Source organism: Chryseobacterium sp. 2P, assembly GCF_059579425.1.
Genome location: NZ_CM184194.1, coordinates 1,763,381 through 1,780,621, shown reverse-complemented (window position 1 = coordinate 1,780,621; position 17,241 = coordinate 1,763,381). Strand labels below are relative to the sequence as shown.

Sequence of the window (17,241 nt, the reverse complement as noted above, 5' to 3'; positions counted from 1 at the left end):
CACAACCATCATGAAGTCTCAAAAACAGCACAGGACCCATCTGCAAAAAGGTTTAAAATCCTCGTCTTAAATTTCTAAACAATTTACTTAAGGGCACTTTAAACAATTTCTGGGCAAAATATCTTTATAAAACAATCATAATCACTAAATTTGTGAGTCTTAAAAAAATCAAATAATAAATTACAGTATAATGTCAGACAAATCAAAAATCTATTACACCCTTACGGATGAGGCTCCTATGTTGGCTACACACTCGTTTTTACCGATTGTAAAAGCTTTCACAAAATCTGCAAACATTGAGATCGCCGTTCCGGATATTTCTTTGGCTGGAAGAATTTTAGCAAACTTCCCGGAATTTTTGAAAGACGATCAGAAGATCGGCGATGCTTTGGCTGAATTGGGTCAGCTGGCAACTCAACCTGACGCAAATATCATTAAATTACCCAACATCTCCGCTTCTGTGCCACAGCTGGATGAAGCAATTGCTGAACTGCAGTCCAAAGGTTTCGCGGTACCGAATTATCCAGCTGAACCTAAAAATGAAGACGAAAAAGCAATTAAGGCTAAATATGCCAAAGTTTTAGGAAGTGCCGTAAATCCTGTATTAAGAGAAGGAAATTCTGACAGACGTGCTCCAAAAGCCGTTAAAAACTACGCAAAAGCAAACCCTCACAGAATGGGCGACTGGGCTTCTGACAGCAAAACAGATGTTGCCCATATGAACTCAGGTGATTTCTACGGTACTGAGACTTCAGTAACGGTAGAGAATGCTACAAAATATAAAATCATTTTCAAAGGAAATGACGGTTCAGAAACGCAACTGAAAGACTTCGCTAATCTTCAGGCAGGAGAAGTAATTGATTCTTCCGTAATGAATCTGAATGCTTTGAAGACTTTCGTACAGGAAGCGATTGAAGAGGCAAAAAACAGAAACGTTCTTCTTTCTGCGCATCTTAAAGCAACCATGATGAAGATCTCCGATCCTATTATTTTCGGAGCCATCGTAGAAACGTTCTTCAAAGAGGTTTTCACAAAATATGCAGAGACATTTAAATCTTTAGATGTTAATCCAAACAACGGTCTGGCTGATCTTTTCGAAAAAATCAAAGGAAATACTCAGGAAGCAGATATTAAAGCAGATATTGAAGCGGCTTTGGCAAACGGTCCAAGAGTAGCAATGGTAAATTCTGATAAAGGAATCACGAATTTCCACGTTCCTTCAGACATCATCGTTGATGCTTCTATGGCTGCATTGGTAAGAGGAGGCGGAAAAATGTGGAACAAAGACGGAAAAGAAGAAGATACGGTTTGTATCATTCCGGACCGTTCTTACGCAGGTTTCTATCAGTCTGTTATTGATGATATGAAAGCACACGGAAAATTAGATCCTACTACAATGGGTTCTGTTCCGAACGTTGGTTTAATGGCTCAGAAAGCTGAAGAATACGGATCTCATGATAAGACATTCCAGGCTTCTGCAGAAGGAACTATCGAAGTTCAGGACGAAAACGGAAACGTACTTCTTTCTCAGAAAGTTGAAAAGGGAGATATTTTCAGAATGTGCCAGACGAAAGACGCTCCGATTCAGGACTGGGTAAAATTAGCTGTCAACAGATCCAGATTATCTGATACTCCGGCTATCTTCTGGTTAGACAAAGGAAGAGCACACGACAGAGAAATCATCAAAAAAGTTGAAAAATACTTAGCAGATCACGACACTACCGGTCTTGACATTAAGATTCTTGATGTAAAAGATGCCATGACGGAAACGCTTAAGAGAGCAAGAGAAGGGAAAGATACCATTTCTGTATCCGGAAATGTATTAAGAGACTACTTAACCGATCTTTTCCCGATTCTTGAACTTGGAACTTCTGCTAAAATGCTTTCTATTGTTCCGTTAATGAACGGCGGAGGATTGTTCGAAACCGGAGCAGGAGGTTCTGCACCAAAACACGTTGAACAGTTCATCGAAGAAGGCTATTTAAGATGGGATTCTTTAGGGGAATTCCTTGCTTTACAGGCATCTTTAGAGCATTTGGCACAAACTCAGGGGAATACAAAATCTCAGGTTTTAGCAGATGCACTGGATGAGGCTAATGCTAAATTCTTAGCTACCGATAAATCGCCTGCAAGAAAAGTGGGACAAATCGACAACAGAGGTTCTCACTTTTATCTGGCAATGTACTGGGCTGAAGCTTTGGCAAACCAGACTGCTGATGCAGAATTAGCGGCACAATTCGCTCCGATTGCAGAGGCAATGAAGGAAAACGAAGAAGTGATTAACGCAGAATTAATTGGTGCACAGGGAAAACCTCAGAACATTGACGGTTACTATAAAACAGATACGTACAAAACGTACGCTGCCATGAGACCGAGTACGGTTTTAAATGAAATCATCGACGGAATTTAATTTCGTTTTTATTAAAATATCCTTTAGCCATAACCGATTGTACTTCGGTTGTGGCTATTTTTTGTAAGTCTGTAAATCAGCTTGGCTTACTTAATCGAACGCTTTTCGTCGAATCCGCCTATGCTTTTCCTGCAGCGGATTTCAAAACTATTGTCTTTGGGCTAACAAGAATATATGTGAATTGCTTTGACTCAGCCCTAGCTTAATCAAATGCTTTTCGTCGAATCCGCCTACGCTTTTCCTGCAGCGGATTTCAAAAATTATTATCTTTGGGACAGCAAAGGTTTAATGTGAATTGCTTTGACTCAGCCATAGCTTAATCAAATGCTTTTCGTCGAATCCGCCCGCGCTCTTCCTGCAGCAGATTAAAAAATTATTATATATGGGCAGCAATAGTTGAATGTGAATTGCTTTGACTCAGCCCTAGCTTAATCAAATGCTTTTCGTCGAATCCGCCTACGCTTTTCCTGCAGCGGATTTCAAAAATTATTATCTTTGGGACAGCAAAAGTTGAATGTGAATTGCTTTGACTCAGCCCTAGCTTAATCAAACGCTTTTCGTCGAATCCGCCTACGCTTTTCCTGCAGTGGATTTCAAAAATTATTATCTTCGCGATGAAGGACAACGTCAACCCATGTGAAGCGCATCATTACTTTGTTGTGAATTGCTTTCAAAAATTATTATCTTCGTGATGAAGGACAACCCATCGTTTACAGGTTGTTTTGTTTGTTTTGTTGTGAATTGCTTTCAAAAATTATTATCTTCGTGATGAAGGACAACAAGCCTTTTTCCCGTACCACTTTGAAAACTGTTGTGAATTGCTTTCAAAAATTATTATCTTCGTGATGAAGGACAACTTCATTAATCGCGAATCCTGATCTTTGGCAGTTGTGAATTGCTTTCAAAAATTATTATCTTCGTGATGAAGGACAACAAAAGTCGCATTAAAAATTTTTCTTTTTGTGTTGTGAATTGCTTTCAAAAATTATTATCTTCGTGATGAAGGACAACCGCAGCAAATCATAAAATCTTACTGATCCGGTTGTGAATTGCTTTCAAAAATTATTATCTTCGTGATGAAGGACAACAAGATATTACGATTGATTTGTTCGGGACAAGTTGTGAATTGCTTTCAAAAATTATTATCTTCGTGATGAAGGACAACTGCCATACATGACAGCGTTAATAGGTCAAGGTTGTGAATTGCTTTCAAAAATTATTATCTTCGTGATGAAGGACAACGAGCGAAATTCTGACGATCAACTCGACTATGTTGTGAATTGCTTTCAAAAATTATTATCTTCGTGATGAAGGACAACAAATTCCGCTTCCGTTTCAATATCATAATCGTTGTGAATTGCTTTCAAAAATTATTATCTTCGTGATGAAGGACAACTACCTCTTCATTGCCTCATCGTCGCCGTTAGTTGTGAATTGCTTTCAAAAATTATTATCTTCGTGATGAAGGACAACGTGATTGTGAATTTCCACTACGTTCTCCCCGTTGTGAATTGCTTTCAAAAATTATTATCTTCGTGATGAAGGACAACGAATTAGTACTAATATATATATGGATTTCCAGTTGTGAATTGCTTTCAAAAATTATTATCTTCGTGATGAAGGACAACCTTTTAATTCTTCAAGAAAAGCCTGTTCAGGTTGTGAATTGCTTTCAAAAATTATTATCTTCGTGATGAAGGACAACTTTGATTTCTGCCATTGTCTTCGTTCAATTGTTGTGAATTGCTTTCAAAAATTATTATCTTCGTGATGAAGGACAACGTTTATTGTTATGTTAATATAATTGACATCGTTGTGAATTGCTTTCAAAAATTATTATCTTCGTGATGAAGGACAACTTGGTTTGCACCTGAGAAGTCAACAGGTTTGTTGTGAATTGCTTTCAAAAATTATTATCTTCGTGATGAAGGACAACTTAATTGATTTAATTGATTGAATTCCCCAGGTTGTGAATTGCTTTCAAAAATTATTATCTTCGTGATGAAGGACAACACCCCTCTTATTCATTTTACCGGCGCTAATGTTGTGAATTGCTTTCAAAAATTATTATCTTCGTGATGAAGGACAACCCTTGTTTTGGCGCTAATATTCCCATAGAAGTTGTGAATTGCTTTCAAAAATTATTATCTTCGTGATGAAGGACAACTCTGTTGGGCAAGTTGGTACTGGCATTTTAGTTGTGAATTGCTTTCAAAAATTATTATCTTCGTGATGAAGGACAACATTTTTTTTATTTTTTAGGTTAAGTTAATTGTTGTGAATTGCTTTCAAAAATTATTATCTTCGTGATGAAGGACAACTGAATTCCTGCTCCTCTATTTTTAACTCTTGTTGTGAATTGCTTTCAAAAATTATTATCTTCGTGATGAAGGACAACCTCAAAAAATAATCCATTGGTTTTCAATGGATTATTTTATATTTTAAAAATAACAAAATCTCTAAAAGTTAATTATAATCTATCTCTAATTATCTTTTTTGATTTTCTATTTGGGAATTGCTTTGACTCAGCCAAATCGAATCCAACGCTTTTCGTCGAATCCGCCTACGCTTATCCGGCTGCGGATTTCAAAATTATTATCTTCGTGATGAAGGACAACACTTTAAAAATTGCATTATCTTCCATGTTTGTTGTGAATTGCTTTCAAAAATTATTATCTTCGTGATGAAGGACAACAAGTCTAAACGGCGATGTACCAAAAGCGTTGTTGTGAATTGCTTTCAAAAATTATTATCTTCGTGATGAAGGACAACGTAAGTTCCGCCGGCTACGATACCTATTTTGTTGTGAATTGCTTTCAAAAATTATTATCTTCGTGATGAAGGACAACTTGAGCATTTTCCGAATAATCAACCCATTCGTTGTGAATTGCTTTCAAAAATTATTATCTTCGTGATGAAGGACAACTTTCTTTAATGAGATATTCGTACTGTTGTAGTTGTGAATTGCTTTCAAAAATTATTATCTTCGTGATGAAGGACAACGTACGCCGATATTTTGGAGCGTAGAATATAGTTGTGAATTGCTTTCAAAAATTATTATCTTCGTGATGAAGGACAACGAAGAGAAAGCAGTGATAGAAGAGACGATTGTTGTGAATTGCTTTCAAAAATTATTATCTTCGTGATGAAGGACAACAATGGAATTATGAAGATGTTCCGGGCGGTGGTTGTGAATTGCTTTCAAAAATTATTATCTTCGTGATGAAGGACAACTGGGATTTTCAGCCATAAACCAATTAATTGGTTGTGAATTGCTTTCAAAAATTATTATCTTCGTGATGAAGGACAACGGTTTTGAAAAATAAACGCTATACCATCATGTTGTGAATTGCTTTCAAAAATTATTATCTTCGTGATGAAGGACAACTATAATTAATTTGGTCGGGTCGAGACTTCAGTTGTGAATTGCTTTCAAAAATTATTATCTTCGTGATGAAGGACAACTTCTCCCCGCCTTGACTGTGTTTTCTTCCCGTTGTGAATTGCTTTCAAAAATTATTATCTTCGTGATGAAGGACAACGGTGGTTTGGTAGAATCTAAAGGCGAAGGCGTTGTGAATTGCTTTCAAAAATTATTATCTTCGTGATGAAGGACAACACTTGTTTACTGGATTTGAAAAGAGAAAAAGTTGTGAATTGCTTTCAAAAATTATTATCTTCGTGATGAAGGACAACATCGAAATCGTTCCAGATTGTGAAATTTTCGTTGTGAATTGCTTTCAAAAATTATTATCTTCGTGATGAAGGACAACTTATGAAAATGAGGTAGACAGCACAGAACTGTTGTGAATTGCTTTCAAAAATTATTATCTTCGTGATGAAGGACAACTTTTCCAGGCGCGGTAAATCTTATCCATATGTTGTGAATTGCTTTCAAAAATTATTATCTTCGTGATGAAGGACAACATCCTGAGTTATTTCCAAAGCTGTCACCGGGTTGTGAATTGCTTTCAAAAATTATTATCTTCGTGATGAAGGACAACAAAAAGATAAAAATCTGTTAAAAAAATGTAGTTGTGAATTGCTTTCAAAAATTATTATCTTCGTGATGAAGGACAACTCATTATTGTAATTGGCTTGACTTTTTTTAGTTGTGAATTGCTTTCAAAAATTATTATCTTCGTGATGAAGGACAACTTTTTGATCGTAATAAACATAAGCGGCATTGTTGTGAATTGCTTTCAAAAATTATTATCTTCGTGATGAAGGACAACTTTTATTTTTTAGGTTAGGTTAATTTAATTGTTGTGAATTGCTTTCAAAAATTATTATCTTCGTGATGAAGGACAACCATAGCGTAACTACGCTATTTACTTGCGATGTTGTGAATTGCTTTCAAAAATTATTATCTTCGTGATGAAGGACAACACTTTTTCCGTTTTACCTTTTCCGTTTATGGTTGTGAATTGCTTTCAAAAATTATTATCTTCGTGATGAAGGACAACTTCCGTTGTATACATTGGGTTGAATGTTATGTTGTGAATTGCTTTCAAAAATTATTATCTTCGTGATGAAGGACAACCTCAAAAAATAATCCATTGGTTTTCAATGGATTATTTTATATTTTAAAAATAACAAAATCTCTAAAAGTTAATTATAATCTATCTCTAATTATCTTTTTTGATTTTCTATTTGGGAATTGCTTTGACTCAGCCAAATCGAATCCAACGCTTTTCGTCGAATCCGCCTACGCTTATCCGGCTGCGGATTTCAAAATTATTATCTTCGTGATGAAGGACAACCTCAAAAAATAATCCATTGGTTTTCAATGGATTATTTTGTATTTTAAAAATAACAAAATCTCTAAAAGGTAATTATAATCTATCTCTAATTATCTTTTTTGATTTTCTATTTGAGAATTGCTTTGACTCAGCCAAATCGAATCCAACGCTTTTCGTCGAATCCGCCTACGCTTATCCAGCTGCGGATTTCAAAATTATTATCTTCGCGATGAAGGGCAAGCTCAAAAAATAATCTACTGGTTTTCAGTAGATTATTTTTATTTTCAGGATTTAAAATTCAGAACAATTCGAGTTGTTGGAAGGTCGGTGGCGGTTCTTCTTTATTTCTGGCAAAAAAAATTTCGATGTCTCCAAACTGTTTATCGGTAATGCACATAATGGCTACTTTTCCGGCTTTAGGAAGCATAAATTTCACTCTTTTGATGTGTACTTCTGCATTTTCGCGGCTCGGACAGTGTCGTACATACATCGAAAACTGAAATAAGGTAAACCCGTCATCAATCAAAGCTTTCCGAAAACGGTTCGCATCTTTCATATTCGCTTTCGTTTCGGTCGGGAGGTCATATAATACTAAAACCCACATAATTCGGTATGCATTAAACCTTTCGGCGTTCATTTTTGGTGACTATTGTTTGTTTATCGTAACGTTTGCAGCCCGACCTGAGTGGAGCTCTTTTTGCAGATTTTTGTCCTTCGGCTCCGCTCAGGATAAACTACGGGCGGATAAAGCTGCCATAAAAAAATTACATCAATTCCGGATAAGAAATCAGCCGCTTTTCTCCTGTGTAGCATTTGTAAAGCGATGATGTGGTCATTTTTACAGCAACCAGCAACGGTCTTGTTTTGTCATCAATACGCACATCTTTGGTCGCAATCTGGAGAATATGCGCTTTAAATTCTTTCGTCAGTTCTTCGGTATCCGGATGAATTTTCAGCCATTGCATCACGAGTAAATCAACAAACGGACGATAAGGTTCCATTAAATCATCGGCAAGACAATACGGATTGTATTTATTTTTATGAAAAATGCCGAGAACAGGCAACAGTCCGGTTTCTACAATGGCTCTTGCCACAATGCTTCTAAGCACGGCATATCCAAAATTAAAAAACTGATTGGGTGAATCTCCAAAACGCTGTCTCAAAAAGTCCAGACTGATGAGGTATTTCCAGTAATGCTGCGCCGCAATCCCTTCCATATTCGTTATATCGCCGGATTTTACGTTTCTCTGATATTCAATCATCGGTTCGTAGTAATTCCCCAGTTTCATCAGTACATTTTTCTGGTTTTCGATCTTACATTCTACTGTCTGTTTCCAAAGCTGTTTTTTCAGCGGTTCACTGGCTTCCAACTGATCTTTTACGCGATCGGAATGCTCGGTATGCCCATACAGCGGAAGCATTATTCCGTGCGGTAAATGATGGGCATCACAACTCACTACCACGACACTATTTCCCATCATTTTCTGAATCAGATGGTGTGAAATGGTAATCTGATAATGATCCAGCATCAATAACCCCAAATCTTCCACAGGAACACTCCCCTTCTCCGTTTTGGTTTCCGGGCAAAGGATTTTCAATTGCTCGTCTTTGAGCTTAAGATAGGCGGGATTGCCGATGTAGATGGAGCGGGTGATCATACTATAAATGTTTTAATATTCTCCTATTTGAACTATCTTACCTAAATGATTAAGCCTTACTTTTACAATAGATCTCAAATTATTAGAGCTTTGAATTACTTTATATGACGTACCTCTTAACACAGAATTTACATCTACACTTGTTTCTAAATGATGTCTAAACCAAAATCCAGAAAGCAATGATCCGAACTTCTGCACTCTAAAAAGATTTTTAGAAATCAAACTCAGATTTTTATCATCAAATAAATCAACTTCTTTCGGATCAAAATCGTCTGATGGAAATAAAAACATTTCATTCTGTTTCATTGTAAATAAGAATTTCCAACCTAACTCAGAATTATATTCTTTGTCAATAATTGGTAAATTCTGATTTACTCTTTCTACAGCTTCATAAAAACTCACAACTTTCTCCTGTAGATTTCCATTTTCATCTTCATAAATTGCAACGTGATGATTATTTCCTGTACTGACGAAATCAACGGCTATCTTTTGACCATTTTCGTCTAAAATTTCTTTTCCTAAATGATCTTTTTTATAATGTAAAGCTTCGGCATTATTAATTCCTGTAATAGTAACGGTCTTTATTGAAATTCCTTTTGATTTGTTAATCCAGATCGGATTCTTTTCCAAATCTGAAAAGGCTTCTTTAGAGTTTCCGTTAAATTCTTTTAATCTTTCAGTTAGAATATCGCGAACTCCTTTATCAATAACTTTTTCAATATTTTTAAAATCTTTAAAATTATCCGGATTAACAACTTTTCTGATGGTATAACCTGTTTCATACCAAGCTAAAGTTACGGTTTCAGGTAATTGCTCCGTTTTTTCAGCATTAAGAAATATTGGATTTTTAGAAATAATATTTTTCCCAGTGAATGCTTTTTTAGAATCTCCGCCAAACTCCTGTAATCTTTTTAGCAGAGCATTTTTGTATTTTTCATTTTGAACTTTCTGAATAGTTTCGAGATCAAATTTTCCAGATATTTTTTCTTCTTTTGTTTTAAGAAATTTCGAACTTCCGTAAATTGTTTCTTTATGAAGCTGTCCTCTCGGGGTTAGTTCTGTTTTTGCAATTATACTTCCCTTTTTCTTAATTTTATTAATATTTTTGGTAACTACTTTATTTTTAGCTTTATGAGAAATCAAAACTTCTTCCAATTGTTTTTTCGCTTCACTACGGAAATTTTTAATCGGTAATTTGAATCTTCTTTCTTTTGATCCGTTTTTCTTTTCTACAATTTCTGTAATGCTATTTTCAATATTTGTAATTATTTTATGTTCTTTATGAGCTTCATTTTTTCTTGCATTCAAATAATTCAGATATTGGATGTGACTGTGGGTGGTAAAAGCAACCGTTAAAGCATCCATTGCGTGATGGCGATGGTCATTTCTCTTCGTCCAATCAATGATTCTTTCTTTTTCCTCTCCTTTGGAATTTGCAATTAATTCCGTTAAACCTAATTTTCTGTACTTTTCGATATTAAGTTCTTTCATTGTGTTGACAAGATTCCAGTCTTCCCGAAGTTTATCGGTAATTCTTCCCGAAGTGGAAACCACAGAATTAGTAATTCCGAAAAGAATTTCTTTTGCTTTTTTAGCGATATATTGTGTATTTCTTAAATCTCTTTCAATGAATCCCTCTCCTATTTCAGAACCTTTTTTTTGTAGCTTTTCATATTTCGCTTTGGTTATAATACTTTTATCATAAAGATCTTTTATGACATTAAGAAATTTCTCTAATTTTTCCTTTCCTTCATTCTCAAGATAGTCGAAAGCCGTAAAATTTCCTTTTTTAAGATTAGCACTTCTCGGAACTAAAACTTTATTGGAAAAACTGTCATCAAAAAATCGAGATTGAGGAATGATGTGGTCAATATCGTATTTATCTGTAAATAAATTTTCTCTTTCAATTTTTACATCTGTATACAGATCTTTAAAGCCGTTATTTGCCAGTTCCAAGTATAATTTATAGCGAATAATATCATTTCTTGAAGGACTTTTTATGCCAAATTCTCTTTGCAAAACTTCTGCATATTTCTGATGCTGTATAGTCGCTTTGTTAATTTCAGAAGTCATTGTAGCTCGTTCTTCCGCATTAAGTTTGAGTTCGCGTGCTAGTTCAATTCTTACTTCATCTGGTTTTCCGTATTCTTTGATTATTTCATTGACCAGATTGATCATTTGATTCAAAATCTTTTCAACGACTGGATTTCGTAAAGAATTTTTAGGAAGAATATCTAATTGTTCTTTCAAAATCCGGTTCTCCAATTGCTCTTTGGTCAAAGAATTTTTAGAATGATTGTAACCTGCATAATTACATGCTACGCTGTATTTATGTTCTTTAATGTAAGGATAAATCTTTCGCATTGCCTTAGAGCTCAAACTTCCATAATCCTGAGAAAAACTAATTTCAGCTAATATTTTGGAATGTTCTTTTTTGAAACCAAATTTCCTCTCCAATAATTCATACAATTTTTCGTTTCCGGAAGGAGAATCATCGCCTTCATAGGAATATAATAAATGCCATAGCTGATAAGAAGCCTGTTTTTCAAAATTACTTCCTTCCAACTCCGGATTAGAATCCAGAATAGATGTATCAATTCCTAATTCTGAAAGCTTTTCTCTGACAAATAATTTTATGACTTCTGCCGAAGCATTTATTTTAGAAACTTTAATTTCGTCATCAATGGTTAATTTAAATTCTTTTGGAAATTCTATCCCTTCACTCGCAATAATCTTTAAAAAAGCAGTATATAAATTTTCATTAGTATAATTTCCTTCAATATCTTTGAAATTAGTTTTCCATTCTTTTCCTGAATATCCAACAAGATCTAAAACATCTTTTGCAGAAAGCTTTCCTTTGATATTCACCTCATCAAAAATAGATTGCTTGAAATCTAAATCTACTGGGAATATTTCCTTTGTATCTAAATTTTGAAATTGTAAATTATTCAGAACCTGCCAGATTTTAAATTCCTGAAACAAAGGAGATGATTTTGGAGCAACTTTTAGCCCAACGGTTTTCTTTTTTGTTTTTCCATTTTCTGTAATTTCAATTTCCCTGTTTTCAAACTCACAGATACTGATTAATCCTTTCTGTGATTTGAGTTTCCTTTGATAGAAAATGATAATATCCCGAATTTCTTCCTTTAATTCTTTCGTTAATTCTTTATAATGTTTTGATTGAGTTTCCCATATCTTCTCAAATTCATTTAAGTAATCCTGTCTGTAGAAAACCTGATTTTTAAGCTTTGTATGAGGGTTTTCTTTCAACTGCTGAAATAAATACTCTCCAACTGTTTGATTATGAAAATAAAGCTCTTTACTTCGATCACTAATCGCACCTAAATAACCGCTAGAATTATTCAGATTGCTGTTAATTTCCTGAAATACAACAGCCAGACTTTCAAAATCCAATTGCTTTTTTACCGCTTCGCTTCTCCAAAAGTATTTTTCAACTTTCTTCTCCTGCATTGTTCCAGTTTGCTTGATTCCAACGAGAGAAAATGGCTCTTTCAGAATTGCCCAAGTTGCATTTTTATTTTTGCCTTGTAATTCTTTATAAAGGTCATCGGTTAAAATTTCTGAATAATATTGTTTCTGAAAATCCCATACTTTATCAAATTCAGCCTGTAAATCTGAACGGTAAAAATCTGGCAACTGTTTTTTCCCCTGCTGTAAAAGTTGATATGAATATTCTCCAGGTGTTAAATTTTCTTCATACAATTTTTTGGCAACAGCCATTCCGTCTACAATCTGTCCTTCATCTTCATTTTTAGCTTTGCGGCTGCTTTTATACCCTCTTTTTTTATTGATAAGAAGCAAAACTCTGGCAAATTCTGAAAGTTCTATTTTTTCTTTTGCTGCTTTCGCTCTTAATTCATGAGTTTGGAATGTTGAATTTTCACCAACTTCGGCAAGTAAGTCAGATTCTTTAAGAATATTATTTTTCTTTAAAACATCAATAAGATTGGCTCTTCTTAACTTAAATCTCTGAAGATTCCTTCTTGCACTTCTGGCTAAAGTTCTTCCCGCATTAGTTGTAATTGGTTTTCCTTTTTCAAAATTTAATTGTTCATCAACAGTTAATGGATTTACACGAACCCCTAATTTGATGATTTTATTGTTTTCTAAATTTTCAGAATCCTCCTGAACGTAAGCCCAGCCAATTGATGAAACTCCTAAGTCCAGTCCGAGTATATTTTTAATCATAAGTATCAGTTTTTTGAAGTAAATAAAAATAGTAAGAAAAAAAATATTAAAAATGAGGTTTTCCGTAAACCATTCAAAGAAATTTTCTTTTATATTTGTACCAATAATTTTGAAAGCAATTCACAATAAGGATTATTCCGTTGTGAAAACATTTAAGGCGGGGTAACTCGCCTTCTTTATTTTATAACAAATCGTACAATTTTAGTATATTTGCAAAACAATTAGGCAGCTAAAAAAACTGCCCAATTGAAATGTTTTTATTTACGCTTTTTGCAATAAAAACAGAAAGGCTTAGATAGATGAACTATCTTTTTGCTTCGCCAATGTCTAAATGAACGAAAGCAAATAAGGTTTTTTAATTCCATTTCAATAAATTAAAAAATTAAACATTTAATTCTAAGTTACAATCCTTTGATGCGCCAACATCGAGGGATTTTTCGTTTTATCCATCTCCAAATTATGGAGGTTATCATTCTTAATAATTTAAAAGCAAGTCACAACCGATTCAATCAGCCTAATGAAGTAAGTTATTGAATCATTGGAATTACAAATATATAAAAAAATTAAATACATACAACATAAGGCTATTGAATCGGAAATTATAAAAAAGCAACAGTTATAAAATAAACTATATTATAAAAAAAGCCACCTCAAAAAAGGCAGCTTTACAAGTCTGAAATATCTAACAATATTATTTTTTAGCTTTTACATCTACAGCGATTTCGATGTCTTTGCTGATCATCCATTCTGCAGGATCCGCTTCAGAAGTTCCGAATTTAATTCCCCAGTCTGCTCTGTTCACCGTGAATTTAGCCTGGATTGCCGCTGAGTTTTCCGTTACATCCACTTTTGCAGGGAATGTTACATTCATTGTTTTTCCGGATAAAGTAAGGTTTCCGCTTACCGTTTTGTTAGCTCCTGCTACCCCATCTTTTGGAGCTTCCTTAAGATCTGCTACGCTTGTAATTTTGAAATCAGCCGTCGGATTTTTTGCCGTGTCGAAGAAATCAGGGTTTTTAAGGTGCGCTTCAAGATCTGCCGGTTTTTTATCTTTTTCCGTTACAGAAGCCGGATCTACTTTAATAGAGTTCATGTCGATCACAAAGTTTCCTGCCGTTACACCGCCGTTTTCAATGCTCAGATCTCCCGATTTTACCATTAAAGTTCCCCAACGCGGAGCCATTCCCCCTTTGTGGAATGCTTTCCAGTTTACCACAGAACCTACTGTATCTACAGGCAAAACTTCCCCTTTGCTTTCTGCTACTTTCTGCTCGGTAGAAGTTGCTGCATTTTCAGCCGATTTTTCTTTGTTACAAGACGCTGCAAGCAATCCTACTGCAACCAATGCAATAACACTTAGTTTTTTCATATTATTTAAATTGTTTAAAGTTGATTCGTAATCTCTAAATTCCGGAGCCAAAAATAGAAAACATCCCACACTTTTATCTTATCATACATCAAGAAATAAGATTTCAGGGTTTCCGTTAATGCCTTTCCGCTAAAATAAGAATTATTAAATAGACATGGTACATTTAAAAATCTTTGTATCAGGTTTGTTTAAACCAATTATAAATTTAACCGCAAAAAAGCAAAACACTTTATCGGATCTATGTAAAGTATTTCAAAAGTTTGCAAAGAGAAAAATATTTGATTTTTTTAACTTACGTGCCCTTTTTTCATTTAGGTATTAAACTTAAACAACTAAAGTGTTTAAAAGCGTATTAAATTTATAATTTATTTTTACCTTTAATAAGTTAAGCCTCTTTGTTAAATTTAAATAAGACAATAAAGCTTTTTAGAAATTAAAGTTTTTTAAAAACTCTATAGAGTTTTATCTGTGTAGACCCCATATTCGCAAGGCGTTCTGCGTTCCGTAGGAACGCTATCTTTAGAAAATTTATCGTATTTAAGATATCAATACTATGGATGGATTGACGGATTTATTCTTATTTCTACACAGATTCTGCTCCTAAAGGAGCAAACTCTTTTACTTTAAACAACTTCATAATGTAGTTAAATTTAAAATGTGTTTACAAAAGACATTTTGATTATTTTAGCCCTTTAAATTTTAAAATGAACACAACACAATACATACGGCAATCCCTCAATATATCCGGAAAAAACATCAATTCCACTTTAGAACTATTGGCGGAAGACTGCACCATCCCTTTCATTTCCCGCTACCGAAAGGATAAAACCGGAAACCTTGACGAAACACAGATTGAACAGATTTCAAAACTCAGTAAACAGTTTGAAGAAATTGTAAAAAGAAAAGAATCCATCTTAAAATCGATTGAAGAACAAAACGCTTTAACGCCGGAACTGAAACAGAGAATTGAAGAAAGTTTTGATATTCAGGAAATTGAAGATCTTTATTTACCTTTCAAAAAAAGAAAGAAAACCAAAGCCGATGCAGCGAAAGAAAAAGGGCTGGAACCTTTAGCGAAAATGATTATGAGCCAGAAAGTTCAGGATCTGCAGTTTTTGGCTTCAAAATATCTGAACGATCAGGTTGCCTCCGAAGAGGAAGCTTTGCATGGCGCAAGAGACATCATGGCAGAATGGATCAACGAAAATATGTATGTGAGAAAAAATCTACGCCTATTATTTCAGCGAAAAGCGGTGGTTACTTCAAAAGTGGTGAAAGCCAAAAAAGATGAAGAAGACGCACAGAAATTCTCTCAGTATTTCGAATGGGAAGAAAACCTGAACAGAACCCCTTCTCACCGCCTTTTAGCCATGTTAAGAGCCGAATCCGAAGGTTTTGTGAAAACCAATGTCGGAATCGATAAAGAGGAAGCCATTGAATTTATTGAAAATGCCATCATCAAATCCAACAATGAAACATCGGAACAGATTTCACTGGCGATCAAAGACAGCTACAAAAGATTACTGGAACCCGCAATCTCCAACGAAACCTTACAGGAAGCCAAAGAAAAAGCTGATAAAAAAGCCATTGAGATTTTCTCTGAAAACCTTACACAGCTTCTTCTTGCGCCGCCTTTGGGAGAAAAAAGGATTCTGGCGATCGATCCGGGTTACAGAAGCGGCTGTAAAGTAGTCTGTTTAGACGAAAAAGGCGATCTGCTCCACAACGAGACCATTTATCCGCACGCTCCGCAAAACGAAAGCGGAATGGCAATGAAAAAAATCCGTTCTATGGTAAATGCCTATAACATTGAAGCCATTTCCATCGGAAACGGAACCGCAAGCCGCGAAACCGAGTTTTTCATCAAGAAAATTGCATTCGACAAACCTTTACAGGTTTTCGTTGTTTCGGAAGCCGGAGCTTCGGTGTATTCTGCAAGTAAAATTGCGCGTGAAGAATTTCCAAGCTATGACGTGACGGTTCGCGGATCGGTTTCTATCGGAAGAAGACTGGCGGATCCGTTGGCAGAACTGGTAAAAATCGATCCGAAATCCATCGGAGTCGGACAATATCAGCATGATGTGGATCAGACTCAGTTAAAAAACGAACTCGATTCTACAGTGATGAAATGTGTAAATTCTGTAGGAATCAATCTGAATACAGCAAGTAAATCTTTATTAAGCTATGTGTCGGGAATCGGCGAGAAAATGGCAGAAAACATTGTGAACTACCGTACTGAAAACGGAGCTTTTGAGGACAGAAAGCAGCTTAAAAAAGTTCCGAGGCTGGGAGAAAAAGCTTTTCAGCAGGCAGCCGCATTTGTAAGAATCCATAATGCCAAAAATCCGCTGGATAATTCTGCCGTACATCCCGAAGCTTACGGAATTGTTGAAAAAATGGCAAAAGATTTAGGCATAAAAACCAATGAACTGATTGCCAATAAAGAAAAAATTGCACTGATAAAACCCGAAAACTACATCACCGGAGACATCGGAATTTTAGGAATCAAAGACATTTTAAAAGAGCTTGAAAAACCGGGACTGGACCCAAGAAAAGCGGCTAAAGTTTTTGAATTTGATCCGAATGTAAAAAGCATCAAAGATTTAAAAACAGGAATGATTCTGCCCGGAATCGTCAATAATATCACGGCTTTTGGCTGTTTTGTAGATCTGGGAATCAAGGAAAGCGGATTGGTTCATATTTCCCAGTTAAAAGACGGCTTTGTTTCCGATGTGAACGAAGTGGTAAAACTGCATCAGCACGTTCAGGTAAGAGTAACGGAGATTGATGAGGCGAGAAAAAGAATTCAGCTGAGTATGGTTTTGTAAATGTTTTTATCGGAAATTAAAGAAA

Annotated in this window: 6 protein-coding genes and 2 CRISPR repeat arrays; of the genes, 2 read left to right on the top strand and 4 right to left on the bottom strand. The window is 35.1% G+C overall.

Features of this window, described 5'->3' with window-relative positions; all coding sequences use genetic code 11:
• The first annotated feature begins 190 nt into the window (after positions 1-190).
• On the top strand, positions 191-2,410 hold the full coding sequence (locus tag AC52CF_RS08145; RefSeq protein ID WP_214590043.1) for an NADP-dependent isocitrate dehydrogenase: 2,220 nt from the start codon (positions 191-193) through the stop codon (positions 2,408-2,410).
• 656 nt (positions 2,411-3,066) lie between these two features.
• A CRISPR array of direct repeats spans positions 3,067-4,808; the repeat unit is 47 nt; unit sequence GTTGTGAATTGCTTTCAAAAATTATTATCTTCGTGATGAAGGACAAC.
• Between the two features lie 249 nt (positions 4,809-5,057).
• Positions 5,058-6,953: a CRISPR direct-repeat array (repeat unit 47 nt; unit sequence GTTGTGAATTGCTTTCAAAAATTATTATCTTCGTGATGAAGGACAAC).
• Between the two features lie 497 nt (positions 6,954-7,450).
• On the opposite strand, the gene cas2 is transcribed toward AC52CF_RS08145, so the two are convergent.
• The 4 genes from cas2 to AC52CF_RS08125 form a co-directional block, all read right to left on the bottom strand.
• Positions 7,451-7,789 carry a CRISPR-associated endonuclease Cas2 gene (gene cas2 / locus AC52CF_RS08140; RefSeq protein ID WP_007842732.1) on the bottom strand — a complete coding sequence of 113 codons (339 nt, stop codon included), beginning with the start codon at positions 7,787-7,789 and terminating at the stop codon, positions 7,451-7,453.
• 127 nt (positions 7,790-7,916) lie between these two features.
• On the bottom strand, positions 7,917-8,810 hold the full coding sequence (cas1, locus tag AC52CF_RS08135; protein ID WP_214590044.1) for a type II CRISPR-associated endonuclease Cas1: 894 nt from the start codon (positions 8,808-8,810) through the stop codon (positions 7,917-7,919).
• 12 nt (positions 8,811-8,822) lie between these two features.
• Positions 8,823-13,016, bottom strand: a complete 4,194-nt coding sequence (gene cas9, locus AC52CF_RS08130; protein WP_214591099.1) for a type II CRISPR RNA-guided endonuclease Cas9 — start codon at positions 13,014-13,016, stop codon at positions 8,823-8,825.
• Between the two features lie 694 nt (positions 13,017-13,710).
• Positions 13,711-14,388, bottom strand: coding sequence for a YceI family protein (locus AC52CF_RS08125; RefSeq protein WP_214590045.1), 678 nt, complete (start codon positions 14,386-14,388; stop codon positions 13,711-13,713).
• A 704-nt stretch (positions 14,389-15,092) separates the two neighbouring features.
• Between AC52CF_RS08125 and AC52CF_RS08120 the strand changes: the two genes are divergently transcribed.
• Entirely contained in the window at positions 15,093-17,216 is a 2,124-nt protein-coding gene (locus AC52CF_RS08120; RefSeq protein ID WP_214590046.1) for a Tex family protein, read from the top strand.
• The last annotated feature ends 25 nt before the right edge of the window (positions 17,217-17,241 follow it).

Bases quoted from the DNA above. Each gene is read 5' to 3' on its own strand.
- AC52CF_RS08145 (WP_214590043.1), top strand. From the start codon at position 191: ATGTCAGACAAATCAAAAATCTATTACACCCTTACGGATGAGGCTCCT.
- cas2 (WP_007842732.1), bottom strand. From the start codon at position 7,789: ATGAACGCCGAAAGGTTTAATGCATACCGAATTATGTGGGTTTTAGTA.
- cas1 (WP_214590044.1), bottom strand. From the start codon at position 8,810: ATGATCACCCGCTCCATCTACATCGGCAATCCCGCCTATCTTAAGCTC.
- AC52CF_RS08125 (WP_214590045.1), bottom strand. From the start codon at position 14,388: ATGAAAAAACTAAGTGTTATTGCATTGGTTGCAGTAGGATTGCTTGCA.
- AC52CF_RS08120 (WP_214590046.1), top strand. From the start codon at position 15,093: ATGAACACAACACAATACATACGGCAATCCCTCAATATATCCGGAAAA.